Source organism: Bradyrhizobium sp. KZN70725, from assembly GCF_055264925.1.
Map to the genome: position 1 here is coordinate 56,065 of NZ_JBUYWT010000020.1, position 26,959 is coordinate 83,023.

The window sequence follows — 26,959 nt, forward strand, 5'->3', positions numbered from 1 at the left end:
GAGGCGCGAGCGTAGCGAGCCTCGAAGGGTGCACGGCCACCAGCCGGGGAGTGTGGAGTATCGGCTTCCTACGGCACGCCGACCCTCTCGCCGCAATCCTGAAGAGCCCGCAAAGCGGCGCGTCTCGAAGGATGCACGGCCCCCAGCCCGGGCCGCCCATCCTTCGAGGATCGCACCGTGGCTTACGCTGCGAGTTCGGCAGAGGCGCGCTGCATGTTGGTGGACATGTCCTGCGTGACGATGCTCTGCTCCTCGACCGCGGCGGCGGTGGAGGTGATGTATTCGTTGACGCCGGCGATCGCCGCCTTGATCTCGGACAGCGAGCTCACCACTTCGGCGGCGATCGAGTTCAGCGCGTCGATTTCCGAGGAGATCGTGTCGGTCGCCTGCTTGGCCTGATTGGCGAGGCTCTTCACCTCGGAGGCGACCACGGCGAAACCGCGGCCGGCTTCGCCCGCACGCGCCGACTCGATCGTGGCGTTGAGCGCCAGCAGGTTGATCTGCCCGGTGATGCTCGAGATCATCTCGACGATGCCGCTCATCGCCTGCGCTGCGGCATTGAGCTTCTGCGCCTGTCCGTCGGCAGCCTCGACCCGGCCGGTGGCGACCGCGGCGTTCTGCTTCGACTTGGTCATGGTTTCCGAGATCTCGCGGATCGAGGCGCTCATCTCCTCGCTGCCGGCGGCGACCGCCTCGATCAGGCCGCGCGCGCTGTCGGCCTTCTTGCGGCCGATCGCCTGCGCGGTGATGTCGGTGGCGTACTTCACCACCTTGTAGGGCTTGCCGTTGAGATCGAGGATCGGGTTGTAGGAGGCCTGGATCCAGATCTCGCGGCCGCCCTTGGCGATACGCTTGTATTCGGCGGCCTGGAATTCGCCGCGGTTCAGCGCGCCCCAGAACTCGCGGTAGCCGGCCGCGCTCGCCTCAGTGGGCTCGACGAACATGCTGTGATGCTTGCCCTGGATCTCGGCAAGCGAATAGCCCATCGCGGCGAGGAAGTTCGGGTTCGCGGTGCGGATCGTGCCGTCCATGTTGAACTCGATCACCGCCTGCGACTTGCCGATCGCATCGATCTGGCCGTCATTGTCGGCGGTTTTCACCTTCTGCTGGGTGACGTCGGTGGCGAACTTGACGACCTTGAACGGCTTGCCGCGGTCGTCGAGGATCGGGTTGTAGGTGGCGAGGATCCAGATTTCCTTGCCGCCCTTGCCGAGCCGCTTGAATTCGCCGGCCTCGAACGCGCCCCGGTTCAGCCGCGCCCAGAAATCGCGATAGGCCACGCTGTCGCGGTCGGCCGGCGGCACGAATATGCTGTGGTGCTTGCCCCGGATCTCGGCGAGCGAATAGCCCATAGCGACGAGGAAGTTCTCGTTGGCATTGACGATGGTGCCGTCCATGTCGAACTCGATCACCGCCTGCGCCCGGCCGATCGCGGCGATCTTGCCGGCATCCTCCATGCTGTCGATCTTCTGCGCGGTGATGTCGGTGGCGAACTTGATCACGCCGACCGGCTTGCCACCCTTGTCCAGGATCGGGTTGTAGGAGGCCTGGATCCAGATCTCGCGGCCGCCCTTGGCGATGCGCCTGTACTGCGCGGCCTGGAATACGCCGCGGTTCAGGTCGGCCCAGAACGCGCGATAGTCCTGGCTGCCGCGCGTGGCCGGATCGACGAACATGCTGTGGTGCTTGCCCTTGATCTCGTCGAGCGTATAGCCCATCGCATTGAGGAAGTTCTCGTTGGCGTCGACGATGGTACCGTCGAGCTTGAACTCGATCACCGCCTGCGATTTGCCGATCGCGGCAGTCTGCGCCAGCGCATTCTCGATCTTGGCCTTGTTGCTGAAACTGAACATCAGGGCTCCGTGAAGGTTCAAATGAAAGGGATGGGGAAAAGCGGATCGCGGCAACTCACGGAAAGGTTGCAGCGAGCCGTTTAGCATCGGTAAAGCCTGTTGCTCGTGCGCGCCTGGCATGAATTGCATAACGCCAAGTTCCGCGCATGCATCCGCCTCAATTCGCAAAGGTTTTTTTCAGAGCGCACGTTATCATCCACCGGCAGCACGCGATGTTCACCGTAATCATACGGACGAAAATCGATGATGACTTTCGTCTGATGCGGGTGATTGAAGCGCGTCTACTTCAGCGATGCTGATGGACCTATTACGAAGCCTGATATTGCCGGCCGCTTTTCACCGATCGATGCAGCGATTTGATTCGCGTGCTCGATGAATGTGCGTCGCGTTCGATGCTTGGGTTTCCACGCCCGCCGACCGCAATAAAGTATCGCCATACGAAAAAAATATCGCGGCAAGAGATGTCGGAAGGGCGGTCCCGGCCTCGTCCTCCGGTCACTCATTCCATGATGGAGTTCCGATGTCGCTTACCCTGCATTACCATCCGCTGTCCTCGTTCTGCTGGAAGGCGCTGATTGCGCTCTATGAGAACGGCACGCCATTCACGCCGAACATGGTCAATCTCGCCGATCCCGCCGAGCGCGCGGCGCTGCTCGCGCTGTCGCCGATCGGCCGATTTCCGGTGCTCCGCGACGAGACGCGGGATGAGACGGTGCCGGAATCGAGCATCGTCATCGAATATCTCGACCGGCATTATCCCGGTGCCGTCAGGCTGATCCCCGAGGACCCGGACCTCGCGCTGCAAATCCGGCTGCGCGATCGCTTCCTCGATCTCTATGTCCACCTGCCGATGCAGAAGGTCGTCGGCGACCGGCTGCGGCCTGCGGACAGCAAGGATCCGCATGGCGTCGCCGAGGCGCGGGCGCAACTCCGCACCTCCTATGCGATCCTGGATCAGCAGCTCGATCCGCAACGCGCGCGTGGCGGCTGGATGATGGGCGAGCATTTCTCGTTGGCCGATTGCGCGGCCGCGCCGACGATGTTCTACGGCAACAAGGTCGAGCCGTTCGGAGATGGCCATCGGCATCTGGCCGCCTATCTCGAGCGGCTGATGGCGCGGCCGTCCTTCGCGCGCGTGCTGAGGGAGGCCGAGCCCTATTTCGGCATGTTCCCGCGGGAAACCTGACGCAAGCCGGCCTCCGACCCGGTTCCAAAAATAAATCGTGGCGGGATGTCGCTTTCGCGCCGCCCCGTTCGTCATCTCGCTGAGGCCCGGGTTTCCGGAGCGCTGGCCGCTCCGGGGCCCCGGGCGATACGTGTGGGAGACGACATGGCTGCAGCTGGCAACAGGGCGGAGATCATCCGCTCCCTCTTCGCCGCCTACCTCGCCAATGACCGCGCGAGCGTGGAGGCGGCGTTCGCCGAGGATTTCCGCTTCTCGACGCCCTATGGCGAGAACATCGACAAGCCGACCTATTTCGCCGAGTGCTGGCGCGACTCCGGCTGGATCGGCCGCCACGAGATCGAGCGCATCATGGTCGACGGCGTCGAGGCCTTCGTCACCTATCGCTGCGTCGCCCGCGACGGCAAGAGCTTTCGCAACACCGAGTTCTTCGTGTTCGACGGCGACAAGGTGTCGCGCATCGACGTCTATTTCGGCCCGTCGCACCAGGACGGCGAACTTGTCAGGCAGGACCGCTGAGGGCTGTGGCGCGCGATGCAATGACCTCCCAAATAATTTCGCTTGGCCTGTCGGCGTGGCAAGCCCCGCGTCGTCCTTGAGACGAGCACCGGAGATACCGGCAAAGCAGCTGAACAAGACAACGGAGCAGGACGATGAAGTTCATGGTGATCGTGAAGGCGAACAGGGACACCGAGGCCGGCGTGATGCCGAGCACCGAGCTGCTCGCGGCGATGGGCAAGTTCAACGAGGAGATGGTCAAGGCCGGCGTGATGCAGGCCGGCGAGGGGCTGCATCCGACCAGCAAGGGTGCCCGCGTCAAATATGCCGGCGGGCAGAGCACGGTGTCGCGCGGCCCGTTCGGCCTGAGCAGCGATCTGGTCGCCGGCTTCTGGCTGATCGAGACCAAGTCGCTCGATGAAGCGATCGACTGGATGAAGCGCGCGCCGTTCGACGGCGGCTCCGAGATCGAAATCCGCCAGGTGTTTGCCGCGGAGGATTTCGGCGAGGCGCTGACGCCCGAGCTGCGCGAGCGGGGAGAGCGCCTGCGTGCGCAGGTGGGCAAGAAATGACACCCGACGTCATTCCGCGATATCGCACCGGCGATGCGCCCGGAATACATGATCATCGTCGCAAGTCGTGGATTCCGGGCCGGCGCCGCGTGGGGCTTCCCGGCATGACGAGGGTGAAGATTGCGAGTTACTCAACAGGCAAGGAAATCCGACCAATGCGTTTCATGATGCTGATGATCCCGCTCGGCTACGAGTCCGCGCCGGCCAAGCTCGAGCTCGACCCCGAACGGGTCGCCGCGATGATGCGGTACAATCAGGCGCTGAAGGACGCCGGCGTGCTGATCACGCTGGAAGGCCTGCATCCGCCGGCCGCCGGCGCGCGCGTCAAGTTCGACACCGGCGTGCCGGTCGTGATCGACGGCCCGTTCACCGAGGCCAAGGAAGTGATCGGCGGCTTCTGGATGATCGAGGTCGCCTCGCGCGCCGAGGCCATCGAATGGGCCAGGAAGTGCCCGGCCACCGCGAACGAGATGATCGAGATCCGCCAGGTGCAGGAGATGGCCGATTTCTCCGAAGAGGTGCAGCAGGCGGCCGCCACCTTCGAGCATCCGCAGGGCGGCTGGGGCAAGGCGCTGCGCTGAACATTCAACGAGAAACGATGCCGCTTCAAAGCGTCACCGTATCACCGAACCATCGTCCACCAACAACGACCACAACGGAGACGCAACATGAGCACCAACACCTTCCTCGCCGTCTATCTCGGCGGCGGTAAAACCGGCTCGCGGATGGCAGCCTGGAACGCGCTGCCCGAGGCCGAACGCCGTGCCAAGGAGCAGCAGGGCATGGCGGCCTGGGGCGCCTGGGTCGAGAAGCATCATGACGTGATCGTCGAGATGGGCGGACCGCTCGGCAAGACCAAGCAGGTCGGGCAGGGCGGCGTCACCGACATCGCCAATCTGATGACCGGTTTCACCGTGGTGCGCGCGCCCTCGCATGAAGCGGCGGCAAAGCTGTTCGAGAACCACCCGCATTTCTCGATCTTCCCGGGCGAGGCCGTGGAGATCATGCCGGTGCTACCGATCCCGGGCCGCTAAGGCGGGAGAATTCACCTCCCCTTGAAAAGGGGGTCGCTTTGCTCGCCAGAGCAAAGCGGGTGGGATCTGCTCTCCCCGCATACAGCGTCGACTGCGGCTGACCCCCTTTCAGGGGGAAGGAGAAGATCGAGCCATGCTTGAGCCGGGCTACTGCCGTCAAGCGCGTGCAGCGAGGCCGCGTCACACCCGTTAATCTTGATGGACGCGTTGCCGCCCCGCTAGTGACCTTTACCGCGGGCTCATGTAAAAGCCGTTCACATGAGCTGGCGCAAGGACCAAGGCCGCGCCGAGCGCGGCTATCATCACGGCAATCTCAAAGAGGCGTTGCTGCAGGCCGCCCTCGACCTGATCTCGAAGAAGGGGCCGGCCGGCTTCACCTTCGCCGATGCCGCGCGGATGGCCGGCGTCAGCCCGGCCGCGCCGTACCGCCACTTCCGCGACCGCGACGAGTTGATCGCCAGCATCGCGCAGCGCGGCTTCGAGCAGTTCGAATCGCTGCTGACGCAGGCCTGGGACGACGGCCGCCCCGATACCGTCACGGCGTTCGAGCGGGTCGGCAAGGCCTATCTCGCCTTCGCCCGCGAGGAGCCGGCGTTCTATTCCGCGATGTTCGAATCCGGCCTGCCGGTCGATTCCAATCCGACCTTGATGGCCGCAAGCGAGCGCGCCTTCGCGATCATCCGCGCCGCTGCCGAACGGCTCGCGGCACTGGCGCCGCCCGGCATGCCGCGTCCGCCGGCGATGATGATGGCGCTGCACATCTGGGCGATGTCGCACGGCGTCGCTTCGCTGTTCGGCCGCGGCGATGCCGCGCGGCGCAAGCTGCCGATGTCGCCGGAGGATCTGCTCGAGGCCGAAGTGCTGATCTACCTGCGCGGCCTCGGCTTCCCGACTGACCGCCGGCCTGGAACCGCGGCCGCCGACGACAAGCCGGCCGGCGAAAGGTCTGGTCCCTGGGGCAAGCCGAAATAAGGTTCAACGGCCAAGCCAAAAATAATCCGAGGGGTGCGTCACCCGCGCTGCTTGACTTTCCCAAGGGATCGGCTACCTATGTAAATGTTATTTACATTCACAACGGCGTGATGCCGTGATGGAGAAGGAAATGGCCTACACCGCTGATGTCAATCGCTGGCGCGGCCCCGTCGAAGAGCCCTACCGTCCCTACTTCTACGCGACGCCGTGGCATCCCCTGAAGATCGCCGGGATCATCCTCGGCTTCATGATCTGGTGGCCGATCGGCCTCGCCCTTCTCTTTTTCACACTCGGGAGCAGAAAGATGGCCTGTTGGAGTCACTACGATCAGGATCGCTGGGCGAACAAGATGGAGCGCATGCAGGACAAGATGGAGCGGATGAAGAGCCGCATGGAGCGCCGCGGCTTCCCGTTCGGCGGCTTCGGTCCGCCCTCCAGCGGCAACCGTGCCTTCGACGAGTACCGCCAGGACACGCTGCGCCGTCTCGAGGAGGAGCAGGTCGAGTTCAAGAACTTCCTCGATCGCCTGCGCCACGCCAAGGACAAGGAAGAGTTCGACGCCTTCATGGCGCAGCACAAGACCCGTCCGACCCCGCCGACTGACCAGCCGCCGCAGAGCTGATCGCGCGAGGCAAGCGCTAGCCTTCAGGCGATGTGCCCCCATAGAACCTGATGGCCCTGAGCCGCCCGTTTGCGATGAGCAAGCGGGCGGTTTGCATTTTGGGATGGTGACGCCCACTCTATCGTTTGGGATCCGGACGATGAGGTGGAGACTATGGCGGGATCAGCGACAGTGACGGCCGGCGAGCTCTGGCTTGCGATCCGGCGCGAGGCGGAGGCGGCGATCGCTGCCGATCCGTTCCTCGAGGCGTCGGCCGCCTTCATTCTCGATCAGGGCGACCTCGGCGGGGCGCTCGCTTTTCTGATCGGCCGGCATATCAGCCGCGCGGAAGAGGATCGCGCACAGTTCGCGCGGACCACCCGCGAAGCCTATGCGGCCGAGCCCGTACTGGTCGATGCCGCGGCCACCGATCTCACGGCCATCGTGCGCCGTGATCCCGCGATCACGGGCTTCCTGCCGCCGCTGCTCAACTTCAAGGGCTTCGTCGCGCTGCAGGCCTGGCGGGTGTCGAACTGGCTGTGGCGCCAGGACCGCCCCGACCTTGCGCTCATGATGCAAGGCGCGACGGCGGACCAATTGCAGATCAGCATTCACCCGTCGGCCCGGATTGGAACGGCGGTTTTCCTCGATCACGGCACCGGCATCATCATCGGCGCGCTGGCCTCGGTCGGCGACGAGGTCACGATTTTGCAGAACGTCACCATCGCGCGGCATCAGGATGATCCGCGCCGCGCGCCGAAGATCGGCCACGGCGTGCTGCTCAGCGCCGGCGCCACGGTGATCGGACATCTCTCGATCGGCGATTTCGCCAGGATCGGCGCCGGCGCGCTGGTGACGACGGATGTGCCCGCCGGCTGCACCGCCATCGGCGTGCCCGCGCGGCTGACCAATTGCGCGGAGGCGGGCACGCTTTCGTGAGGTGAGCACCCCTCTCAGGCATCCTCTTCCCTTGTGGGAGAGGGTGGGGTGAGGGGTGGCGCTAATCCTCATGGAGAGCGGAGCAAGCGGTACCCCTCTCCCCAACCCTCCCCCACAAGGGGGAAAGGAGTCCGACTAGCGCGCTCGCCTCACTGCGTGATGCGACGGGACCGTCGCCGCCTTACACATTCGACCCATGGATCGCGTCAATCACCGCATCGGTGACTTCCTTCGTCGTCGCCTTGCCGCCGACATCGGGCGTCAGTACGCCGGCCGCGCACACCTTCTCGACCGCGGCCATCAGGCGCGCCGCGGCGTCCTTCTCGCCGAGATGCTCCAGCATCTGCGCACCGGTCCAGAACGTCGCGACCGGGTTGGCGATGCCCTTGCCGGTGATGTCGAAGGCCGAGCCGTGGATCGGCTCGAACATCGAGGGATAGCGGCGCTGCGGGTCGATGTTGCCGGTCGGCGCGACGCCGAGGCTGCCGGCCAGCGCGCCGGCGAGGTCGGAGAGGATGTCGGCGTGCAGATTGGTCGCGACGATGGTGTCGAGGCTCTTCGGATTGAGCGTCATCCGCACCGTCATGGCGTCGACCAGCATCTTGTCCCAGGTGAGGTCGGGGAAGTCCTTCGCCACCTCGGCCGCGATCTCGTCCCACATCACCATGCCGTGGCGCTGCGCGTTCGACTTGGTCACCACGGTGAGGAATTTGCGCGGCCGCGACTGCGCGAGCTGGAACGCATAGCGCATGATCCGCGTCACGCCGACCCGGGTGAAGACAGCGACTTCGGTGCCGACCTCTTCCGGCAGGCCCTTGTGCGCGCGGCCGCCCATGCCGGCATATTCGCCTTCGGAATTCTCGCGCACGATCACCCAGTCGAGATCGCCGACGCCGACATTGCGCAGCGGCGAGGCGACGCCGGGCAGGATCTTGGTCGGCCGCACATTGGCGTATTGGTCAAAGCCCTGGCAGATCGGCAGCCGCAGGCCCCACAGCGTGATGTGGTCGGGCACATCGGGTGCGCCGACCGCGCCGAAATAGATCGCGTCGAAGTTCTTCAGCTCCGCGAGCCCGTCGGCCGGCATCATCACGCCGTGCTTCTTGTAATAGTCCGAGCCCCAGTCGAAGGTCTTGACGTTGAAGCTGATGTCGCCGCTGCGCTTCGCCAGAGCCTCCAGCACGCGGACGCCCGCGGAGATCACTTCGGGGCCGATGCCGTCGGCGGGGATGGCGGCGATGGAATGGGTACGCATGGGTTGTCTCCGGATGAGTGGTTAGCGGGTTCGCATGGGATTTGGTTGCGGTTCGGATTGTGCCGGCGCGCTCTGCGCGCGCGACAGCAGCAGCGTGAGCACGGCCGAGAGCACCAGGAGGCCGGCGACGAAATAAAGACCGCCGTCGAAACTGCCGGTGCGTTCCTTGATCCAGCCGATCATCGCCGGCCCGACGAAGCCGCCGAGATTGCCGATCGAGTTGATGGTGGCGATCCCGGCCGCGGCGGCCGAGCCGGACAGGAACATGGTCGGCATGCTCCATAGCGGCGGCTTCGACGAGGAGATGCCGATATTGACCAGGGTCAGCGCCGCGATCACGGCGGCAAGGCCGGTCCACAGCCCGGCGAGCGCAAGTCCCGCCGCGGCCATCAGGCACGCCAGCACGACGTGCCAGGTGCGCTCGCCGGTGCGGTCGGAATGCCGCGCCCACAGCACCATCGCGATCACGGCAACCGTCGCCGGTACCGCGTTGAGGAAGCCGACCTGGATCGACGACAGGCCGAACGCCTTGATGATCTGCGGCGCCCACACCCCAAGTGTGTAGAGCCCGGCCGAGGTGCCGAAATAGACCAGCGCCAGCGCCAGCACCCGCGGGTCGGCGAGGCCGCGCCAGATGCTGTGGCTTGCGGTCGTGGCCTTGCCGTCGTTCTCGGCCTTCATGGTCTTGACCAGCCAGGCGCGCTCGTCGTCGGCCAGCCATCTGGCCTGCTCCGGCCGGTCGGTCAGGAAGCCCAGCACGACGAAGCCGAGCAGCACGGCGGGCACGGCCTCCAGCACGAACAGCCATTGCCAGCCCTTGAAGCCGAGCAGTCCGTCCATCTCCAGCAGCGCACCGGAGAGCGGCGAGCCGAGCACGGTCGACAGCGGCGCCGCCGCCATGAACAGCGCGGTGACGGCGGCGCGCTGCCGCGCCGGGAACCAGTAGGAGAGATAGAGGATGATGCCGGGGAAGAAGCCGGCTTCGGCGGCGCCGAGCAGGAAGCGCAGCACGTAGAAGCTAGTCGCGCCCTGCACCAGCGCCATCGCCGCCGAGACCAGGCCCCAGGTGATCATCACCCGCGCGATCCAGATCCGCGCGCCGATCTTGTGCAGGATGATGTTGGAGGGCACTTCGAACAGGAAGTAGCCCCAGAAGAAGATACCGGCGCCGAAGCCATAGACGGTCGGCGACAGGCCGATGTCCTTGTTCATGGTCAGCGAGGCGAAGCCGATATTGACGCGGTCGATGAACGCCACGAAGTACAGCAGCATGATGAACGGCACGATGCGCAGTGAGATCTTGCGCAATACGCGCGCGCCAAGCTGGCTTTCCATGGGCTTCTTCCCCCGGGTTCGTCTTGTTTGTTGGGACGGCGCCTGTCGCGCGCCATCGGAAAGCCTAGAAGCTCGCGCCCTTCCGCTTCAACCCACGCCGGTTTATACAAAAAAATGATATAATCGGACCCGGTCTCACTTGGCGTCGTGCCCGGCCTTGTGCGGGACATCCACGTCTTGGCGGCAAAGAAAGACGTGGATGGCCGGGACAAGCCCGGCCATGACGAACGCGGGGCATAAGGAAGCGACGTCTTGGAACTGCACCAGCTTCGCTGCTTCGTCGCGGCTGCCGAGGAACTGCATTTCGGCCGCGCGGCGCAGCGCCTGCAGATGATGCCGTCGGCGCTCGGCCGCCACATCAAGCTGCTGGAGGAGGATCTCGGGGTGCGGCTGTTCGCGCGCACCACGCGCGCGGTGTCGCTGACCGAGGACGGCGCTGTGCTGCTGCGCGAGAGCCGCGCGCTGCTCGGCCGCGCTGAGGCGATCGAGAACGGCTTTCGCCGTCGGCTGCGCAAGCCACAGGCGCGCCGCTTCCGGATCGGCGCGATCGACAGCGCGGCGGCCGGCCTGCTGCCGCCGCTGCTGCGCGACCTCCGCGCCGCCCATCCTGATGTTGCCGTGCAACTGCTCGAGGAGAAGACCATCCGCCTGCTGCCGAAGCTGCTGTCTGGTGCGCTCGACCTCGCCTTCGTGCGCCCGCCGGAGCGGCCCGACCGCCGCATCGAATTTGTCCCGCTGTTGCAGGAGACCGCCGTGGTGGCGCTGTCGCACAAGCACGCGCTGGCGCGGCGCAAGCAGATCGTGCTGCCCGACATCGCGGATCAGCCCCTGATCGTGCCGGAACGCCGCTCGCGGCCGCATAGCCACGATCTGACGACAAAACTGTTCGACGAGGCCGGGTTGACGCCGCATATCCAGGAGATCGCCGACGAGAAGCAGACCATCGTCAACATGGTCGCGGCAAGGCTCGGCGTTGCCATCGTGCCGCGCTGGACCGCGCGGATGGCGATCCCCGGCGTCCGCTTTGTGCCGCTCCGCCTGAAGCGCGGCAGCAGCGCCGGCCGCCTGCCGCTCGCCGCCGCCTGGCTGAAAGGCTCCCGCGATCCGGTCCGCGACCAGGTGATCGCGGTGCTTGAGGCAAGGTTGAAGAGTTACGCGCGCGAGGCGTGAACACGTCTCTCTCTCTCTCTTCATTCCGGGGCGTGCGAAGCGCGAGCTCGGAATCCATTCCACCACGCGTTTTGCGGATCGATGGATTCGGGACCTGTGTTGCAAAACGCGGAGCCTCTGTCTTCAACCAATGGAAGGATCATTCGATTTTTCAACCGTGTCGTCGCGAGGCATGGAGCGCGGTAACGCCTGTGCCCATTTCGGCGGCAGAAAGTTCCTCGATCAACTGAAACGCATGGCGCAGAAAGTTCCACCGATCCCGTTCTGTTTCGACCTATGTGAATCGCGACGCAATGCTCGCGAGAACCAAGGCAAGTCTGATGTCACGCTGTTGCATCGATGTTCCGCTTCAACGGATCCGATTGCAGTGCGCCGCCACATAAGCGCCCTTTGTTACTTCTTGAATGCATGTCGAGTAACAACCGAAATCCCGAGCCGCATCATGGCGGCTTTGGACCAAGGGAAAGTGATGATGTGGACAGCCCGACACTGCTCGATCCGTCTGCTTGTTGTGCTTGCGACGGCAGTCTCCTCATTCCCAGCCATGGCTCAGGTGAGCAAGGGCAGTCCTTCCGCCGTGGCACCCGCAGCGCCCGCCGCACCAACTGCGGCACCGGCCTCGTCGAGCAAGGTCTCATTAGGTGCCATTCGGTGGGACAATTGGAGTCTCGACAGTCCCTATGGGCAGGTCCTGGCCGACCCTGGATTGCGCGCGCGCGCTCCGTATTACACAGAGCGTCTGCCGAACGGAAATCTCGGTTTTCCCGGAAACACCGAACGAGCACTGAATGCGGACGTGCATTACGCGAAGTCCGCAGGCTTGGATTATTTCATCTTCGGCTACTACCTGGAGAGTTCGTCCTGGGGACGCGATCCCAGTCGAGCCGTGGCGCTCAATCGGGCGTTGGGAAATTTTCTTCGGCTTCCAGACAAGCTCGGCATCAAATACGCGCTGAATTTCAACCTGTCATTCCCCCCTCGTGATGTGCCGATGGTGAGTGATGCAATCAGCAAAGCGGTAGCCGGGCCGGATTACATGCGGGCGAGCGACGGCTCGGCGCCTGTGTTCTTCCTGCTTGGTACGATGACCCCGTGGATAAAGGGGCTTGGGGGTGAAGAGGGTACAAAGGCGGCCCTGAAGGATATGAGGGATCGGGTCAAGGCCGCGACCGGCCGAGATCTCTACCTGGTTGCCTTGCTCTTCAACCTGTCCGAGACGGAGCCCGTTGCTCACAGGATAGGATTTGATGCGGCGAGTACATATGCGACCGCCCTTGGGTCGAATGGAAAATCCCTGCCGTACGCCAGTTGCGCGGCTCTCGCACAGAAAGCCTGGCAAGCCGAAGCCCAGAATGGTTCTGGAGGCTTCCTACCAACCGTGACGCTTGGCTGGGATTATCGACCGGCTTTGCGCGATCCTCAGGAACTGAAAACTCGCAAGCCGAATCCGGACTGGTGTCAACCTGCCACCGATGAGGAATGGACACGGCAAATCCGTGCTGCAATCAGTCAGGCGGCCAACAATCCGCGCAACGATCGCTTCAAGAGCGTTGTGATCTATGCCTGGAACGAGAGCTCCGAAGGCGGCTGGATTCAGCCGACGCTGTCTGAAGGCGTGCGGCGTCTCAAAGTGATCGCCAACGCGGCGGGCCGACGCCCGACACTTCCGCCGTTCAAGCTGGTGTGGCCGACGCGGATCGATCCGAAGGCGTGTGCCGTCGGTTCGTCATCGATCTCAACTACAACGGCTGGCGCCGGATGCAAATCGGCCAGTGATTCGATGACAACTGCGTGGCCATGTCCGCCAGGCATGCAGATTGCAGGCGAGGAATTGCGCCAAGCACCGTCCGAGGATGGAGAAAAAATACCGCTTATCTGGCAGGAGAGGCTCTGCACGCCACAGGGCAAACAACAGCGATCAGTTAATTGAGTCAATATCGACAGGGGGTTCCCAATGGATGAAGTCTGGAGTGATGAGAATACCTTCGTGATCAACAACATGAAGTTTGGCCTGATCAGGCAGAACTTCAATGATGCCAGGACGACGAAGGATTCCATCGCGATCATCAAGAACCGCGGGATGATTGATCGCTACAAAAGCCTCATTCGCGAGAACGGGGTTACCAATATCCTGGAATTCGGCATCTTCGAAGGTGGTTCGGCTTTGCTTCTTGCCGCGATCGAGGAACGTATCAAGTTCGTCGGGATCGATATCAGACCTGCGAGCCCAGCGGTGCTTGGCCTGATCCGCGACCACGGTCTGACGGACCGCGTCAAATTATACTACAATACGTCGCAAGGCGACACCGCGCGCGTCCAGACCATCATCAGGACGGAATTCCCCGGCCAGCGAATAGATATGATTATCGACGACGCCTCGCATCAATACGAGCTCTCGCGAGCAAGCTTCGAGGCGTCCTTCCATTATCTCAAGAGCGATGGTCTCTATCTGATCGAAGATTGGGCCTGGGCTCATTGGGAGGAGCCCTATCAGACGCAGCAATGGACCGATATGCCCGCCCTCACCAATCTGATCTTCGAGCTCGTCATGCTCTGTGGAAGCCGGCCCGATATCATTTCGGAAATGAGCGTTCAGAAGGCGATAGCCATTTTCCGCAAGGGCGAACAAGAGGTCGGAAACTTCAGCCTGTCAAAGCTCTACCGTCATCGCAACAGGTGGACCCCCGCACTGTGACGACGCGCCCGGCTCTTGCCGGAGAGCACACGAGCTCGATCGCTTCCCCCACAACGCGTTATGCCCGGCCTTGCGCCGGGCATAACGTCTTGGCTGCATAAAAAGCTGTTCGAGGCCGGGCTGACGCCGCTTATCCAGGAGATCGCCGACGAGAAGCAGACCATCGTCAACATGGTCGCAGCAAGGCTCGGCGTCGCCATCGTGCCGCGCTGGACCGCACGGATGGCGATATCAGGCGTCCGCTTTGTGCCGCTCCGCCTGACGCGCGGCAGCAGCGCCGGCCGCCTGCCGCTCGCCGCCGCCTGGCTGAAAGGCTCCCGCGATCCGGTCCGCGACCAGGTGATCGCGGTGCTTGAGGCAAGGTTGAAGAGTTACGCGCGCGAGGCGTGAGGCTGCCTCGTTGCGTGATGCCTCGACGGCCGATGAATGATTTTGGCCGGTTGACCTAGGTCAACACGACCTGCGCTGGCCGGGTGAGCGTGCCCGGCATGGCGAAGCGTCAGGACTGGGTCATGATCGCAGGGTGCGTCGCTACCGCTTTGGCGGTGGTGGCGCTCGTCGCCCTTTTCTCTGCCTGAGCTGTGTCGCCCCCGTAGTGTTACGGGGATGTCCAGCTAGGCCCCGGAGATAACTGGGTAATTCCCAAAGCTCAAACACCGCTGGCACAAACTGCACTGGCTTGCCGAGTTCCGCCCGGCATAGCTTCCCCTTCCAACGTAGGGCGGCGTTATGGGCAACCTACTTTACAGCGTGTTTGTCGTACTGATGGGGCTAAGCCCGGTCATCCTCGTGGCGATTGCCATGTTCATAAATTGAGGGCCGGAGCTGTGTCTTCCGGCGTGCCAACCACCAATCCATTCCGCTGGCGTGCTTAGTTACTAAATCCGCGATGCCTTAACTTGGTGAAAGGTTGACGTAAGCGCGGGCGTGTACGCTCGCGCCCATGAATTGGGACCTGCTGTATTTCCGCCTCTCGCTCGTCTGGATGGCGATCACCGCTGCCATGCTGGTCTATGTGCTGGTCGCATAGGGCTGCCTCTTCGCATAGGGCAGCCTCTCCGTCGCCGAAGGCGTTCCGCCGGTATTTTCCCCACGCCAATCGGTGATTTGCCGACGGACAACTCAGCAAAACGTGTCAAGTCCCCGCACGGAGCCCATGGGTGCGATCGACACCCGGCTTTCCCGCGCCCTCAGTTCAAGAGAGGGCGGATTGAAAAGTCAAAGCTCGGGCAATTCATATCGCGAGAGCGCAGAAGTTTGTCTTACTCGCGGCTCCACACACTCAGTGTCGTCCCGGCGAAAGCCGGGACCCATAACCACAAATGCCGATTGTTACGCACCGTTGGAATAACGGGTCCCGTCAACAACACCCGCCGCGGCGTATGGGTCCCGGCCTGCGCCGGACGACACTGAATTTGAGGCGCGCAGGCGGGCCTCGCAATCTGCACCACGGATTCGCCGTTGTCTCGGCCTTCGCCAGGACGACGCGGAGAGAACTGCGCACGGGTCCGCCGTCGCTCCGGCGCAGGTAGCCAACGGTTCCCATCCAGGCAGGTTTCCGGCAAAGCTGTCGACCGGGACGTCACTCTGCCGGCGCGGCTCAAATCTCCTCGGTTTTGCGGGTCCGCCATGAGTTCCTCCTTTGTAGACTCGCGTTATGTTATAATATAACAGTCGTTCCATGGCGCATACGCACACCCACGAGGACCACCATCACGGCCACGCCCCCCACGGGCACAGCCACGCCCCGCACGCGCATCCGGCGCAGGCCGCGCACTGGTCGATCCTGCGCATGCCCGTGCCGGGCCGACTGCTCGCGGCGCTCGCGGTCAGTGCCTGCCTGTGGGCTGTCGTCTGGCTGGCGATGAGGTGAGACCGGTGGCTGCTCTTGTTACCTTCCGTGACGTCACGCTCGGTTATGACCGCCACCCGGCGGTGCATCATCTCAATGGCGCCGTCGAGGCCGGTGCGCTGCTCGCCGTGATCGGCCCGAACGGCGCCGGCAAGTCGACCCTGCTGCGCGGCATCGCCGGCGTGCTCAAGCCGCTCTCGGGCGTGATCGATCTCGACGGGCTGGATCATCGCGACATCGCCTATCTGCCGCAATCTGCCGACATCGACCGCAGCTTCCCGATCTCGGTGTTCGATTTCGTCGGCACCGGGTTGTGGCGCTCCACCGGCTTCTTCGGCGGCATCGGCAAGGCCGCGCGCGAGAAGATTTTGGCGGCGCTCGCCGCCGTCGGCCTCAACGGATTCGAGAACCGCCCGATCGGCACGCTGTCCGGCGGCCAGACCCAGCGCATGCTGTTCGCGCGCGTGCTGTTGCAGGATGCCCGGCTGATCGTGCTCGACGAGCCGTTCAACGCCATCGACGCCAAGACCACCGCCGACCTGCTGGCGCTGGTGAAGCGGTGGAACGGCGAGGGGCGCACCGTGCTGGCGGCGCTGCATGACCTCGACATGGTGCGCAACAATTTCCCGGAGACGCTGCTGCTGGCGCGCGGCCCGGTCGAATGGGGACCGACCGCCGAGGCGCTGACGGCGGACAATCTGATGGTCGCAATGCGGATGTGCGAGGCGTTCGACGATAGCGCCGCGGCCTGCGCCGCCGATCCACGCTCGCGGGCCGCCTGACGCCGATGCTATCCGACGCGCTGGTCACGCCCTTCACCGAATTCGAGTTCATGCGCCGCGCGCTGGCGGCGGTGATCGCGCTGTCGCTCGGCGGTGCGCCGATCGGCGTGTTCCTGATGCTGCGGCGGATGAGCCTGGTCGGCGACGCCATGGCGCATGCGATACTGCCGGGGGCGGCGATCGGCTTCCTGCTGTCCGGGCTCAACCTGTTCGCGATGACGACCGGCGGCCTGATCGCGGGCTTTGCCGTGGCGCTGCTCGCCGGCCTCGTCGCCCGCACCACCGAATTGAAGGAGGACGCCTCGCTTGCGACCTTCTATCTGGTCTCGCTCGCGCTCGGCGTCACCATCGTGTCCATCAAGGGCACCAATATCGACCTGCTGCACGTGCTGTTCGGCAACATCCTGGCGATGGACGACCAGACGCTGCTGGTGATCGCGTTCAACGCCACCCTCACGCTCCTGGTGCTCGCGGTGATCTATCGCCCGCTGGTGATCGAATGCGTCGATCCAGTGTTTTTGCGCACCGTGAGCCGGGCCGGCGCGCCGGCGCATCTCGCCTTCCTCGCGCTGGTCGTGGTCAACCTCGTCAACGGCTTCCACGCGCTCGGCACGCTGCTCGGAGTCGGACTGATGATCCTGCCCGCGGGCATTGCGCGGTTCTGGTCGCGCGACATCACCACCATGATCTGCATCGCGGTGGTGAGCGCGATGCTGTCGGGCTATGCCGGACTGGTGCTGTCGTACCAGACCCGGATTCCATCCGGCCCCGCGATCATCCTGGTCGCGGCGGGGCTGTATATTGTGTCGCTGCTGTTCGGTAATGTCAGCGGCCTGGTGCGGCAGCTGTTTCCCGGCCGCCATCTCGAGGCGTGAGTACGATGCGGCGATTGTTCGGTTTGATTGGTCTGGCGCTGCTGCTGGCGAGTGGACCGGCGCGCGCCGCCGAACGCATCAATGTCGTCGCGAGCTTCTCGATCCTCGCCGACATGGTGCGCAATGTCGGCGGCAATAATGTCGACGTGACGGCGCTGGTCGGGCCCGACGGCGACGCGCATGTCTACGCGCCGACGCCGGCGGATGCCAGGAAGGTCGCCGACGCCAAGCTCGTGGTGATTAATGGTCTCGGCTTCGAGGGCTGGATGCCGCGGCTGCTGCAGGCCTCGGGCAGCAAGGCACCGGTCGCGGTGGCGACCAAGGGGATCATGCCACGGAAGATGGGCGGCCATGACGATCCGCATGCCTGGCAATCCGTGGCCAATGCGAAGATCTACGTCGTCAATATTCGCGACGGGCTGATCGCCGCGGCCCCCGACCAGACAGCCATCTTCAAGGCCAATGCCGACGCCTATCTGGCCAAGCTCGAGGCGCTCGACCGCGAGGTGCATGAGGCGGTGGCGAAAGTGCCGGAGGCGCGGCGCAAGGTGATCTCGACCCATGGCGCCTTCGGCTATTTCGCTGACGCCTACGGCGTCACGTTCTTCTCGCCGCTCAGCGTGTCCACGGATTCCGAGCCCAGCGCGCGCGATATCGCCGCCATCATCGCCCAGATCAAGGTTGCGAAAATTCCGGCAGTTTTTCTCGAAAATATCAGCGATCCCCGCCTGATCGAGCGGATCGCGGCCGAGACCGGCGCCCGGGTCGGCGGCACCCTGTATTCGGACGGTCTGACGGCCGAAAAGGGCGATGCACCCACTTACATTGATATGGTCAGGCACAATATAAAGGCCCTGACCAGCGCGCTCGCCGAGTAGGGCAGGGGCCTCCCTGCCGGGGTTGAGCGCGGACCAGCATGATCCGGAAAAGTGGGGTCCGGTTTTCCGATAAGATCATGTTCAAACAAAGAGTTCCTTCGGAGTTGTTATGGCTGAAGCTTCGCAAAAAATTCCTGTGACCGTGCTGACGGGCTATCTCGGCGCCGGCAAGACCACGCTGTTGAACCGCATCCTGTCGGAAAACCACGGCAAGAAATACGCCGTCATCGTCAACGAATTCGGCGAGATCGGCATCGACAACGACCTCATCATCGGCGCCGATGAGGAAGTGTTCGAGATGAACAATGGCTGCGTGTGCTGCACGGTGCGCGGCGACCTCGTCCGCATCATGGACGGCCTGATGAAGCGCAAGGGCAAGTTCGACGCCATCATCGTCGAGACCACCGGCCTTGCCGATCCGGCGCCGGTCGCGCAGACCTTCTTCGTCGACGAGGACGTGCAGAAGAACGCCCGGCTCGACGCGGTCGTGACCGTCGCCGATGCCAAATGGCTGAGCGACCGCCTCAAGGACGCGCCGGAAGCCAAGAACCAGATCGCGTTCGCCGACGTCATCGTGCTGAACAAGACCGACCTGGTCTCAAAGCCCGAACTCGCCGAGGTCGAAGCCCGCATCCGCGGCATCAATCCCTATGCCAAGCTGCACCGCACCGAGCGTTGCCAGGTCGGGCTGACCGACGTGCTGGAGCGCGGCGCGTTCGATCTCGACCGCATCCTGGAGATCGAGCCCGATTTCCTCGAGGCCGGCGACGATCACGACCATGATCACGATCACGATCATCATCACCATGACCATGATCACCACCACCATGATCACGACCATGGCCATGGCGGGTTGAAGCATTATCACGACGAGGACATGCAATCGCTGTCGCTGCGTTCCGAGAAGCCGCTCGACCCGACCAAGTTCATGCCCTGGCTGCAGCAGCTCGTCGCCACCGAGGGCCAGAAGATCCTGCGCTCGAAGGGCATCCTCGCTTTCACCGGCGATGACGACCGCTACGTGTTCCAGGGCGTCCACATGATGCTGGAGGGCGACCATCAGCGGAAATGGAAGGACGGCGAGAAGCGCGAGAGCCGCGTCGTGTTCATCGGTCGCGAACTGCCCGAGCAGGCGATCCGCGACGGCTTCGAGCAGTGCATCACCACGTGATGAAAGAGTTCGATCCGGGCGAGGCCCCTTCTTCCATCGTTTCGATCACCGACCGCGTCAAGCCGCTGCCGCTCGGCGCGGCGGTGAGCTCGGTACATTTCCTCGGCGACCGCGCGTTCTTCGTCGGCGCCGAGGAGGGTGTTGCGATCGCGACCGCCGAAGGCGAGATCACACGGACGCAGACGCATTTCGGCGCCATCCTGTGCGCCGCCTCCGACGGCAAGCGGCTCGTCACCGGCGGTGACGACGGCAAGCTGGTCGCGATCGACGCCAAGGGCGAGACCGCTGTCATTGCGACCGACGCCAAGCGGCGCTGGATCGACAATGTCGCCTTGCACAGCGACGGCACGCTAGCATGGTCGGCGGGCAAGACCGCTTTCGTGCGCAATCCCAAGGGCGAGGAGAAAACCTTCGAGGTGCCGTCGACCGTCGGCGGGCTTGCTTTTGCGCCGAAGGGCCTGCGGCTTGCGATCGCGCATTACAACGGCGTGACCTTGTGGTTTCCCAACATGGCGGCCAATCCGGAGTTTCTGGAATGGGCCGGCTCGCATCTCGCCGTCATGTTCAGCCCGGACAACAAATTCCTCGTCACCGCGATGCACGAGCCCGCGATGCATGGCTGGCGGCTCGCCGACAACCGGCATATGCGGATGAGCGGCTATCCCGGCCGGGTGCGCTCGATGTCATGGAGCGTCGGCGGCAAGGGGCTCGCGACCTCGGGCGCCGATACCGTGATCGTCTGGCCGTTCACCAGCAAGGACGGCCCGATGGGCAAGGAGCCGGCGATGCTGGCGCCGATGCCGGCGCGGGTCGCCGTGGTCGCCTGCCATCCGAAGAACGACATCATGGCGGTCGGCTATGCCGACGGCACCGTGCTGATGGTCCGCCTCGAGGACGGCGCCGAGATCCTGGTGCGCCGGAACGCCGGCACGGCGGTGTCGGCGCTCGGATGGAATGCCAAGGGCACGCTGCTCGCCTTCGGCACGGAAGATGGTGACGCGGGCATCGCGGAAATGTAAGAGATCGCGGCAGACGAAGCGTTTTCGAGCGAAGTGACTACCGGTTCGCATGAAGAAAACGCGTCAAAAGACGAAACTCGCGCCGGGGCCGCAGCGTCATGCGATTTCTCACCACGTTCCAACTCGCCGACTTCATCGACACGCTGGTCAGCCTGACCACGGCCTTTGTATTCGGCACCCTGATCGGCGCCGAGCGGCAGTACCGACAGCGCACCGCGGGTCTGCGCACCAATGTGCTGGTCGCGGTCGGCGCTGCCGCCTTCGTCGACCTCGCGATGCATCTGGCCGGCGCCGACGGCGCGGTGCGGGTGATCGCCTATGTGGTGTCGGGAATCGGCTTCCTCGGCGCCGGCGTCATCATGAAGCAGGGCATGGATGTGCGCGGCCTCAACACCGCGGCCACGCTGTGGGCCTCGGCCGCGGTCGGCTCCTGCGCCGGTGCCGACCTCGTGGCGCAGGCGGCGGCGCTGACCGTGTTCGTGATCGCCGGCAACACTCTGCTGCGTCCGCTGGTCAACGCCATCAACCGCATCCCGCTGAACGAGAAGGCCTCGGAGGCGACCTACTACTTCAAGCTCGCGGTTACCCCGGAAGCGCTGCCAGACATGCGCGATCGCCTGGTCGAGAAGCTGGAGGCAGCGAACTACCCGGTTGCCGATGTCGACGTGGTCGAGGCCGGCGACGACTTCCTCGAGATCGTGGCGACGCTGGTCTCGACCGCGGTCGAGCCCAACGAGCTGAATGCCGTGGTGGTCGACCTGCAGCATCAGCCCGGCGTGCGGCACGCGACCTGGGAAGTCAGCACCACGGATTGAGCCGAGGTTCCCGCAGGCACCGCTTCGGAACCATGCCGTGGCGGGATCGTTGACCCCGTGGACAAGGCGCAGGTGAACGAGATGGCTGTGGATCGGACCAGGTTGCGAATCGACATGCTGATCGCCTCGACGCTGGTGGCAGCGGGCGTTGCGATCGCGGTGCTTTCGCTGCACGCGATCTATGCCGCTCCGCCGCAGGAGATCGCGCAGGCGACCCAGCCGCTGCAACCGACGCCGACGCCCGAGCCGCAGCAGACGGCGCCGCCGGCCGAGTCGAAGCCGGGCGGCGAGCGGCCGACCACGCCGGCGCCGCAGCCCGCGCGTCCCGACGATGAGGCACGGAAGGCCGGCGCCAAGCCGGTGCTGCCGCCCGCGCCCGCGGAGAAGACCGCGCCGCCGATCGAGAAAAAGTAAGCGCGCCGCGGCCCGCATTGTGACGCGGATTTGACGGACGCTGCCGATTATACGGTCTCGCCTCCGCCACCGGCACACTCCATAATCTGTCGTCTCGCCAACGACAGATGGGGCCTGCCATGAAGATCGAGGACGTCCGGCGCACCGCCTATTCGATGCCGCTTACCAACCCGTCGTTTCCGCCGGGGCCCTACCGGTTCTTCGACCGCGAATATTTCATCATCACCTACAAGACCGACCCGGAAGCGCTCGCCGCCGTGGTGCCGGAGCCGCTCGAGGTCGCCGAGCCGGTAGTGAAGTACGAGTTCATCCGCATGCCGGACTCGACTGGTTTCGGCGACTACACCGAGACCGGGCAGGTGATCCCGGTTCGCTTCAGGGGCGAGGAGGGCGCCTACACCCACGCGATGTATCTCGACGATGAAGGCCCGATCGCCGGCGGCCGCGAGTTGTGGGGATTTCCGAAGAAGCTGGCAAAGCCCAGGATCGAGGTCGAGAGCGACGTGCTGGTCGGCTCGCTGCATTACGGCTCGGTGCTCTGCGCCTCCGCCACCATGGGCTACAAGCATCGCAAGGTCGACCACGACACCGTCTTGAAGTCGATGACGGCGCCGAACTTCATTCTGAAGATCATCCCGCATGTCGACGGCAGCCCGCGGATCTGCGAGCTGGTGCGGTTTTATCTGGAAGACATCACGCTGAAGGAGGCCTGGACCGGCCCCGCCGCGCTCGGCCTGTTTCCGCACGCGCTATGCGATGTCGCCCGCCTGCCGGTGCGCGAGGTGGTCTCGGCGCTGCATTTCAAGGCAGACCTGACCCTCGGCCTCGGCTCGGTCGCGTTCGACTACATGGCGAGATGACGAAGTCATTCCGGGGCATCGCGTCGGCGATGGACCATGGTGCGCACTCGCGCACCTGCGAATCTCGCGCCACGATTTCGAGATCCCGGGTCTGCGCGCCTAAGCGCGCATCCCGGGATGACCCTGTCAGCGCACCAGAATATTCTTGAACTGCCAGGGATCGCTGGTGTCGATATCTTCCGGAAACAGTCCCGGACGATCCGTCAGCGGGGTCCAGTCGGTGTAGAAACCCTTCACGGGGCCGAGATAGGGTAGCTGGATTTCCAGCAGACGATCGAAGTCCATCTCGTCGGCCTCGACGATGCCTTCGTTCGGGTTTTCCAGCGCCCACACCATGCCGCCGAGCACGGCGGAGGTCACTTGCAGGCCGGTGGCGTTCTGATAGGGCGCGAGCTTGCGGGTCTCCTCGATGGAGAGCTGCGAGCCGTACCAGTAGGCATTGTTGTCATGGCCGAACAGCAGCACGCCGAGCTCGTCGATGCCGTCGACGATCTCGTTCTCGTCGAGGATGTGATGCTTTTCCTGCATCTTCGCTGCGCGGCCGAACATTTCATGCAGCGACAGCACGGCGTCGTCGGCCGGGTGATAGGCATAGTGGCAGGTCGGCCGATAGATCGCCGTGCCCGATGCGTCACGCACCGTGAAGTAATCGGCGATCGAGATCGACTCGTTGTGGGTGACGAGGAAGCCATACTGCGCGCCGCGGGTCGGGCACCAGGTGCGTACGCGCGTGTTGGCGCCGGGCTGCATCAGATAGATGGCGGCGCCGCAGCCGGCTTCGTGGGTATGCGCATTCTCGGGCATCCATTTCTCATGGGTGCCCCAGCCGAGTTCGGACGGCTGCACGCCTTCCGACAGGAAACCTTCCACCGACCAGGTGTTGACGAAGACGTCAGGCTCTTTCGGCGACTTGGAGCGCTGGGTGTCGCGTTCGGCGATGTGGATGCCCTTCACGCCGGCCTGCCGCATCAAGTCCGCCCATTCGGCCTTGGTCTTCGGCTTCGGGGCATTGAGCTTCAGATCGGCGGCGACGTTGAGCAGCGCCTGCTTGACGAAGAACGAGACCATGCCGGGATTGGCGCCACAGCAGGAGACGGCCGTCGTCGAGCCCGCGGGGCGCGCCTTCTTGGCGGCCAGCGTCACTTCGCGAAGGGCGTAGTTGGAGCGCGCTTCCGGGCCCTTCGAGGAATCGAAATAGAAGCCGAGCCAGGGCTCGTTGACGGTGTCGATGTAGAGAGCGCCGAGTTCGTTGCACAGCTCCATGATGTCGGTCGAGCCGGTATCGACCGACAGATTGACGCAAAAGCCCTGGCCGCCGCCTTCAGTGAGCAGCGGGCTCAGCAGGTCGCGATAATTGTCCTTGGTCACGGCCTTCTGGATGAATTTGACGTTGTGCTTCTCGCAATGCGCCTTGCGGCCCTCGTCCTTGGGGTCGATCACGGTGACGCGCGACTTGTCGTAATCGAGATGCCGCTCGATCAAAGGCAGCGTGCCTTTGCCGATCGAGCCGAAGCCGATCATAACAATGGGACCTGTGATCTTCGCGTAGATCTGCGAGGCGGGGCTCATCATTTTCTCCAGGAGAGTGCCTAGCGGCGGATAGGGTGGATCAGGGGTTGCGACGCTTCGCGGTGACTTCGATCTCGACCTTCATCTCGGGCTTGTAGAGCCCCGCGACGATCAGCATCGTTGCGGCCGGGCGGATGTCGCCGAGGACCTCGCCGCAGACCGCGAAATGGGCATCCACGTCACGGGCGTCGGTGAGGTAGTAGGTCGCGCGGACGATGTCGGCCATCGCAAAGCCTCCCTCCTTGAGGGCGGCCTCGATGGTCTTGAAGCAGTTCCGTGACTGGCTCGTGACATCTGATGGCATGGTCATCGTGGCGTAGTCATAGCCGGTGGTTCCCGCGACGAAGGCGAAGTCGCCGTCGATCACGGCACGGCTGTAGCCGGCGGTCTTCTCAAAGGGCGAGCCGGTGGAAATCAGGCGGCGGGACATATTGGACCTCGACTGAAAATGGCTTTGCGCGGGGTTTACGGGCATTTTTGGCGCCCGCGCAACCCCTTGGTTCAGGCCTGGCGCGGGCGGCGTTAGCGGGACTGCTGCGTGGCGTCCGGCGGCGATGGCGGCGTGCCGGTCCAGCGCCGGACCAGGATATCCCTGACGATCATCACCGAGATCAGGATCAGCATGACTGTGGTGACGAGGCCGCGCCAACGCGGGCGCGCGCCATCGGTGATGGGAAGGTGCTCCGACATGGCGGCCCGCCTTACGCCGCGTGCGGCACGGCGAGCGGTGCCTTCCGGGTCCGGGATCGCGTCCGCGATGCCTTGGCCTCGGGCAGCGGCGCGCCGGTCGGCGTGATCATGCCCCAGGCGCCATCCAACGCGCCTGCGACAAGCTCGACGCCGAGCAGCCGCTCGCGCTCGAACGAGCCCGGCAGCGACAGCTCGCCGGTCTTGGCCGCCGTGAAGCCGAAGCGGGCGTAGTAGGGCGCATCGCCAAGCAGGATCACGGCGCCGTGGCCGCGCGCCTTGGCCACCGCCAGCGCACGCCGCATCAGCGCGGCGCCGACGCCGAGGCCGCGGCAGTCGTCATCGACTGCCAGCGGCCCCAGCATCAGCGCGCTGCGGCCCCCCGCGCTGACGTGCCACAACCGCACGGTTCCAACCAGCCGGCCGTCCTGGCGCACGGCCGCAAGGCTCAGGCCTTCGGCGGGCGCGCGTCCGTCGCGCAGGCGCTGGCAGGTGCGCGTATGGCGATTACAGCCAAAGCAGGCATCCAGCAGCGCTTCGCGTGCGACGACGTCCGAGCCACGCTCCGCACGGATCGCGAACGGGGCGGCATCTCGGATGAGGGCAACGGGGGTGTTCCGTTTTGCAGTCATGGCACGTCAGTCCCCGCTTGCAACGGCATGTCGTACGCCGCGGCAAGCGTCGTTCAGGAAAATCAAAAATGATCGGGGAGGAGCCGGCGGGGCCGGCTCCCGGTTTATCGGGCCTCGAAAAGGAGGCGGGTCAGATGTGGTAGGTCTTCAGCGGCGGAATGCCGTTGAACGCCACCGACGAGTAGGTCGACGTATAGGCGCCGGTGCCTTCGATCAGCAGCTTGTCGCCGATCTCGAGCGTCACCGGGAGCGGATACGGCAGCTTCTCGTACAGCACGTCGGCGCTGTCGCAGGTCGGGCCCGCGAGCACGCACGGCGTCATGTCCGCCCCGTCATGCGGGGTGCGGATGGCGTAGCGGATCGACTCGTCCATCGTCTCGGCGAGACCGCCGAACTTGCCGATGTCGAGATAGACCCAGCGCACCTCGTCCTCGTCGCTCTTCTTCGAGATCAGAACGACTTCGGTCTCGATGATTCCAGCATTGCCGACCATGCCGCGGCCCGGCTCGATGATCGTCTCCGGAATCTGGTTGCCGAAATGCTTGCGCAGCGCGCGGAAGATCGACCGGCCATATTGCAGGACCGGAGGAACGTCCTTGAGGTACTTGGTCGGAAAGCCGCCGCCCATGTTGACCATGGTGAGGTTGATCCCGCGCTCGGCGCAGTCACGGAACACGGTCGACGCCATCGCGAGCGCGCGGTCCCACGCCTTCACCTTGCGCTGCTGCGAGCCGACATGGAACGAGATGCCGCACGGCTCCAGGCCCAGGCGCTTGGCGAGGTCGAGCACGTCGACCGCCATCTCCGGGTCGCAGCCGAACTTGCGCGACAGCGGCCACTCGGCGCCGGCGCAGTCATAGAGGATGCGGCAGAACACCTTGGCGCCGGGGGCGGCGCGGGCGATCTTCTCGACCTCGGCGGCGCAATCGACCGCGAACAGGCGAATGCCGAGCGCGAAGGCACGCGCGATGTCGCGCTCCTTCTTGATCGTGTTGCCATAGGAGATGCGGTCCGGCGTCGCACCGGCGGCCAGCGCCATCTCGATTTCCGCAACCGTCGCGGTGTCGAAGCAGGAGCCGAGCGAGGCCAGCAGCGACAGCACTTCGGGCGCCGGGTTGGCTTTCACCGCGTAGAACACGCGGCTGTCCGGCAGCGCCTTGGCGAAGGTCTGGTAGTTGTCGCGCACGACTTCGAGGTCGACGACGAGGCACGGCTCGGTGTCGAGACCATCCTGGCGGCGGTGGCGCAGGAATTCCTGGATACGTTCAGTCATGGCACTCTCCAACGGCCCCAGCGAC

At 64.5% G+C, this 26,959-nt stretch carries 29 protein-coding genes; 21 read left to right on the forward strand and 8 right to left on the reverse strand.

Translation table 11 applies throughout. The features are described from left to right. Window positions 1-182: 182 nt before the first annotated feature. Window positions 183-1,853, reverse strand: coding sequence for a methyl-accepting chemotaxis protein (locus ACZBJS_RS20500; RefSeq protein WP_316396508.1), 1,671 nt, complete (start codon window positions 1,851-1,853; stop codon window positions 183-185). A 520-nt stretch (window positions 1,854-2,373) separates the two neighbouring features. On the opposite strand from ACZBJS_RS20500, the gene ACZBJS_RS20505 reads away from it, so the two are divergent. The 8 genes from ACZBJS_RS20505 (at window position 2,374) to ACZBJS_RS20540 (ending at window position 7,652) form a co-directional block, all read left to right on the forward strand. Next, entirely contained in the window at window positions 2,374-3,039 is a 666-nt protein-coding gene (locus ACZBJS_RS20505) for a glutathione S-transferase family protein (protein WP_463439073.1), read from the forward strand. 144 nt (window positions 3,040-3,183) lie between these two features. Further along, a complete protein-coding gene (locus ACZBJS_RS20510) occupies window positions 3,184-3,555 on the forward strand; it encodes a nuclear transport factor 2 family protein (RefSeq protein ID WP_057016222.1) in 372 nt (123 codons plus the stop codon). Window positions 3,556-3,689: 134 nt separating this feature from the next. Continuing rightward, window positions 3,690-4,106 carry a YciI family protein gene (locus ACZBJS_RS20515; RefSeq protein ID WP_057016223.1) on the forward strand — a complete coding sequence of 139 codons (417 nt, stop codon included), beginning with the start codon at window positions 3,690-3,692 and terminating at the stop codon, window positions 4,104-4,106. A 155-nt stretch (window positions 4,107-4,261) separates the two neighbouring features. Further along, complete coding sequence (locus tag ACZBJS_RS20520; protein ID WP_028332843.1) at window positions 4,262-4,687, forward strand: YciI family protein; 426 nt, start codon at window positions 4,262-4,264, stop codon at window positions 4,685-4,687. A gap of 87 nt (window positions 4,688-4,774) precedes the next feature. Further along, a complete protein-coding gene (locus tag ACZBJS_RS20525; protein ID WP_057016224.1) occupies window positions 4,775-5,140 on the forward strand; it encodes a YciI family protein in 366 nt (121 codons plus the stop codon). Between the two features lie 258 nt (window positions 5,141-5,398). Continuing rightward, window positions 5,399-6,112 (forward strand): TetR/AcrR family transcriptional regulator, encoded by a 714-nt coding sequence (locus tag ACZBJS_RS20530; RefSeq protein WP_050385230.1) that lies wholly within the window; start codon window positions 5,399-5,401, stop codon window positions 6,110-6,112. A 130-nt stretch (window positions 6,113-6,242) separates the two neighbouring features. Next, window positions 6,243-6,734, forward strand: coding sequence for a DUF2852 domain-containing protein (locus tag ACZBJS_RS20535; RefSeq protein WP_057016264.1), 492 nt, complete (start codon window positions 6,243-6,245; stop codon window positions 6,732-6,734). A gap of 153 nt (window positions 6,735-6,887) precedes the next feature. After that, on the forward strand, window positions 6,888-7,652 hold the full coding sequence (locus ACZBJS_RS20540; protein WP_316398978.1) for a serine acetyltransferase domain-containing protein: 765 nt from the start codon (window positions 6,888-6,890) through the stop codon (window positions 7,650-7,652). 181 nt (window positions 7,653-7,833) lie between these two features. Here ACZBJS_RS20540 and ACZBJS_RS20545 read toward each other — a convergent pair whose 3' ends face one another. Both ACZBJS_RS20545 and ACZBJS_RS20550 read right to left on the reverse strand, forming a co-directional pair. Next, a complete protein-coding gene (locus tag ACZBJS_RS20545) occupies window positions 7,834-8,907 on the reverse strand; it encodes a tartrate dehydrogenase (protein WP_316398979.1) in 1,074 nt (357 codons plus the stop codon). 21 nt (window positions 8,908-8,928) lie between these two features. Next, window positions 8,929-10,242: an MFS transporter gene (locus ACZBJS_RS20550; RefSeq protein WP_057016227.1), complete on the reverse strand. Its 1,314-nt coding sequence runs from the start codon at window positions 10,240-10,242 to the stop codon at window positions 8,929-8,931. A gap of 252 nt (window positions 10,243-10,494) precedes the next feature. Between ACZBJS_RS20550 and ACZBJS_RS20555 the strand changes: the two genes are divergently transcribed. From ACZBJS_RS20555 to ACZBJS_RS20615, 13 genes are all read left to right on the forward strand, one after another. Beyond that, a complete protein-coding gene (locus tag ACZBJS_RS20555) occupies window positions 10,495-11,412 on the forward strand; it encodes a LysR family transcriptional regulator (protein ID WP_316398980.1) in 918 nt (305 codons plus the stop codon). Window positions 11,413-11,542: 130 nt separating this feature from the next. Further along, entirely contained in the window at window positions 11,543-13,342 is a 1,800-nt protein-coding gene (locus ACZBJS_RS20560) for a glycoside hydrolase family 71/99 protein (RefSeq protein WP_316398981.1), read from the forward strand. 24 nt (window positions 13,343-13,366) lie between these two features. Continuing rightward, window positions 13,367-14,107, forward strand: coding sequence for a class I SAM-dependent methyltransferase (locus ACZBJS_RS20565; protein ID WP_057016230.1), 741 nt, complete (start codon window positions 13,367-13,369; stop codon window positions 14,105-14,107). A 60-nt stretch (window positions 14,108-14,167) separates the two neighbouring features. Then, window positions 14,168-14,497 carry a LysR substrate-binding domain-containing protein gene (locus ACZBJS_RS20570; RefSeq protein ID WP_057016231.1) on the forward strand — a complete coding sequence of 110 codons (330 nt, stop codon included), beginning with the start codon at window positions 14,168-14,170 and terminating at the stop codon, window positions 14,495-14,497. A 1,291-nt stretch (window positions 14,498-15,788) separates the two neighbouring features. Further along, window positions 15,789-15,980 carry a hypothetical protein gene (locus ACZBJS_RS20575; protein WP_057016232.1) on the forward strand — a complete coding sequence of 64 codons (192 nt, stop codon included), beginning with the start codon at window positions 15,789-15,791 and terminating at the stop codon, window positions 15,978-15,980. 5 nt (window positions 15,981-15,985) lie between these two features. Next, a complete protein-coding gene (locus tag ACZBJS_RS20580) occupies window positions 15,986-16,741 on the forward strand; it encodes a metal ABC transporter ATP-binding protein (protein ID WP_028332852.1) in 756 nt (251 codons plus the stop codon). A gap of 5 nt (window positions 16,742-16,746) precedes the next feature. After that, window positions 16,747-17,616, forward strand: coding sequence for a metal ABC transporter permease (locus tag ACZBJS_RS20585; protein WP_168857863.1), 870 nt, complete (start codon window positions 16,747-16,749; stop codon window positions 17,614-17,616). 5 nt (window positions 17,617-17,621) lie between these two features. After that, window positions 17,622-18,494 (forward strand): metal ABC transporter substrate-binding protein, encoded by an 873-nt coding sequence (locus tag ACZBJS_RS20590; protein ID WP_229192807.1) that lies wholly within the window; start codon window positions 17,622-17,624, stop codon window positions 18,492-18,494. Between the two features lie 109 nt (window positions 18,495-18,603). After that, the gene (locus ACZBJS_RS20595; protein WP_316398982.1) at window positions 18,604-19,665 is read left to right on the forward strand and encodes a CobW family GTP-binding protein; all 1,062 of its coding nucleotides are present in this window, start codon (window positions 18,604-18,606) and stop codon (window positions 19,663-19,665) included. Next, window positions 19,665-20,684: a WD40 repeat domain-containing protein gene (locus ACZBJS_RS20600; RefSeq protein ID WP_316398983.1), complete on the forward strand. Its 1,020-nt coding sequence runs from the start codon at window positions 19,665-19,667 to the stop codon at window positions 20,682-20,684. Before ACZBJS_RS20595 ends, ACZBJS_RS20600 begins: the two co-directional genes overlap by 1 nt. Before the next feature lie 98 nt (window positions 20,685-20,782). Next, entirely contained in the window at window positions 20,783-21,499 is a 717-nt protein-coding gene (locus tag ACZBJS_RS20605) for an MgtC/SapB family protein (protein WP_038384367.1), read from the forward strand. A gap of 81 nt (window positions 21,500-21,580) precedes the next feature. Continuing rightward, window positions 21,581-21,913 (forward strand): hypothetical protein, encoded by a 333-nt coding sequence (locus ACZBJS_RS20610; protein ID WP_168857865.1) that lies wholly within the window; start codon window positions 21,581-21,583, stop codon window positions 21,911-21,913. A gap of 119 nt (window positions 21,914-22,032) precedes the next feature. Beyond that, entirely contained in the window at window positions 22,033-22,773 is a 741-nt protein-coding gene (locus tag ACZBJS_RS20615) for an acetoacetate decarboxylase (protein ID WP_316398984.1), read from the forward strand. A 126-nt stretch (window positions 22,774-22,899) separates the two neighbouring features. Here the strand turns inward: ACZBJS_RS20615 and ACZBJS_RS20620 are convergent, their stop codons facing one another. The 5 genes from ACZBJS_RS20620 to ACZBJS_RS20640 form a co-directional block, all read right to left on the reverse strand. After that, window positions 22,900-24,342, reverse strand: coding sequence for a homospermidine synthase (locus tag ACZBJS_RS20620; protein WP_028341360.1), 1,443 nt, complete (start codon window positions 24,340-24,342; stop codon window positions 22,900-22,902). A 40-nt stretch (window positions 24,343-24,382) separates the two neighbouring features. After that, window positions 24,383-24,772, reverse strand: coding sequence for a RidA family protein (locus ACZBJS_RS20625; protein ID WP_028332860.1), 390 nt, complete (start codon window positions 24,770-24,772; stop codon window positions 24,383-24,385). A 92-nt stretch (window positions 24,773-24,864) separates the two neighbouring features. Beyond that, window positions 24,865-25,032: a hypothetical protein gene (locus ACZBJS_RS20630; RefSeq protein ID WP_229192890.1), complete on the reverse strand. Its 168-nt coding sequence runs from the start codon at window positions 25,030-25,032 to the stop codon at window positions 24,865-24,867. Window positions 25,033-25,043: 11 nt separating this feature from the next. Continuing rightward, window positions 25,044-25,661: a GNAT family N-acetyltransferase gene (locus ACZBJS_RS20635; RefSeq protein ID WP_463439074.1), complete on the reverse strand. Its 618-nt coding sequence runs from the start codon at window positions 25,659-25,661 to the stop codon at window positions 25,044-25,046. A 130-nt stretch (window positions 25,662-25,791) separates the two neighbouring features. Continuing rightward, window positions 25,792-26,934, reverse strand: coding sequence for a type III PLP-dependent enzyme (locus ACZBJS_RS20640; RefSeq protein WP_229192892.1), 1,143 nt, complete (start codon window positions 26,932-26,934; stop codon window positions 25,792-25,794). Window positions 26,935-26,959 lie beyond the last annotated feature (25 nt).

Coding starts and splice junctions, on each gene's coding strand:
- ACZBJS_RS20605 (WP_038384367.1), top strand. CDS start 20,783: ATGCGATTTCTCACCACGTTCCAACTCGCCGACTTCATCGACACGCTG.
- ACZBJS_RS20530 (WP_050385230.1), top strand. CDS start 5,399: ATGAGCTGGCGCAAGGACCAAGGCCGCGCCGAGCGCGGCTATCATCAC.
- ACZBJS_RS20635 (WP_463439074.1), bottom strand. CDS start 25,661: ATGACTGCAAAACGGAACACCCCCGTTGCCCTCATCCGAGATGCCGCC.
- ACZBJS_RS20535 (WP_057016264.1), top strand. CDS start 6,243: ATGGCCTACACCGCTGATGTCAATCGCTGGCGCGGCCCCGTCGAAGAG.
- ACZBJS_RS20545 (WP_316398979.1), bottom strand. CDS start 8,907: ATGCGTACCCATTCCATCGCCGCCATCCCCGCCGACGGCATCGGCCCC.
- ACZBJS_RS20560 (WP_316398981.1), top strand. CDS start 11,543: ATGGAAGGATCATTCGATTTTTCAACCGTGTCGTCGCGAGGCATGGAG.
- ACZBJS_RS20510 (WP_057016222.1), top strand. CDS start 3,184: ATGGCTGCAGCTGGCAACAGGGCGGAGATCATCCGCTCCCTCTTCGCC.
- ACZBJS_RS20500 (WP_316396508.1), bottom strand. CDS start 1,853: ATGTTCAGTTTCAGCAACAAGGCCAAGATCGAGAATGCGCTGGCGCAG.
- ACZBJS_RS20625 (WP_028332860.1), bottom strand. CDS start 24,772: ATGTCCCGCCGCCTGATTTCCACCGGCTCGCCCTTTGAGAAGACCGCC.
- ACZBJS_RS20630 (WP_229192890.1), bottom strand. CDS start 25,032: ATGTCGGAGCACCTTCCCATCACCGATGGCGCGCGCCCGCGTTGGCGC.
- ACZBJS_RS20615 (WP_316398984.1), top strand. CDS start 22,033: ATGAAGATCGAGGACGTCCGGCGCACCGCCTATTCGATGCCGCTTACC.
- ACZBJS_RS20565 (WP_057016230.1), top strand. CDS start 13,367: ATGGATGAAGTCTGGAGTGATGAGAATACCTTCGTGATCAACAACATG.
- ACZBJS_RS20640 (WP_229192892.1), bottom strand. CDS start 26,934: ATGACTGAACGTATCCAGGAATTCCTGCGCCACCGCCGCCAGGATGGT.
- ACZBJS_RS20550 (WP_057016227.1), bottom strand. CDS start 10,242: ATGGAAAGCCAGCTTGGCGCGCGCGTATTGCGCAAGATCTCACTGCGC.
- ACZBJS_RS20600 (WP_316398983.1), top strand. CDS start 19,665: ATGAAAGAGTTCGATCCGGGCGAGGCCCCTTCTTCCATCGTTTCGATC.
- ACZBJS_RS20585 (WP_168857863.1), top strand. CDS start 16,747: ATGCTATCCGACGCGCTGGTCACGCCCTTCACCGAATTCGAGTTCATG.
- ACZBJS_RS20515 (WP_057016223.1), top strand. CDS start 3,690: ATGAAGTTCATGGTGATCGTGAAGGCGAACAGGGACACCGAGGCCGGC.
- ACZBJS_RS20570 (WP_057016231.1), top strand. CDS start 14,168: ATGCCCGGCCTTGCGCCGGGCATAACGTCTTGGCTGCATAAAAAGCTG.
- ACZBJS_RS20525 (WP_057016224.1), top strand. CDS start 4,775: ATGAGCACCAACACCTTCCTCGCCGTCTATCTCGGCGGCGGTAAAACC.
- ACZBJS_RS20610 (WP_168857865.1), top strand. CDS start 21,581: ATGGCTGTGGATCGGACCAGGTTGCGAATCGACATGCTGATCGCCTCG.
- ACZBJS_RS20575 (WP_057016232.1), top strand. CDS start 15,789: ATGGCGCATACGCACACCCACGAGGACCACCATCACGGCCACGCCCCC.
- ACZBJS_RS20540 (WP_316398978.1), top strand. CDS start 6,888: ATGGCGGGATCAGCGACAGTGACGGCCGGCGAGCTCTGGCTTGCGATC.
- ACZBJS_RS20520 (WP_028332843.1), top strand. CDS start 4,262: ATGCGTTTCATGATGCTGATGATCCCGCTCGGCTACGAGTCCGCGCCG.
- ACZBJS_RS20505 (WP_463439073.1), top strand. CDS start 2,374: ATGTCGCTTACCCTGCATTACCATCCGCTGTCCTCGTTCTGCTGGAAG.
- ACZBJS_RS20595 (WP_316398982.1), top strand. CDS start 18,604: ATGGCTGAAGCTTCGCAAAAAATTCCTGTGACCGTGCTGACGGGCTAT.
- ACZBJS_RS20620 (WP_028341360.1), bottom strand. CDS start 24,342: ATGAGCCCCGCCTCGCAGATCTACGCGAAGATCACAGGTCCCATTGTT.
- ACZBJS_RS20590 (WP_229192807.1), top strand. CDS start 17,622: ATGCGGCGATTGTTCGGTTTGATTGGTCTGGCGCTGCTGCTGGCGAGT.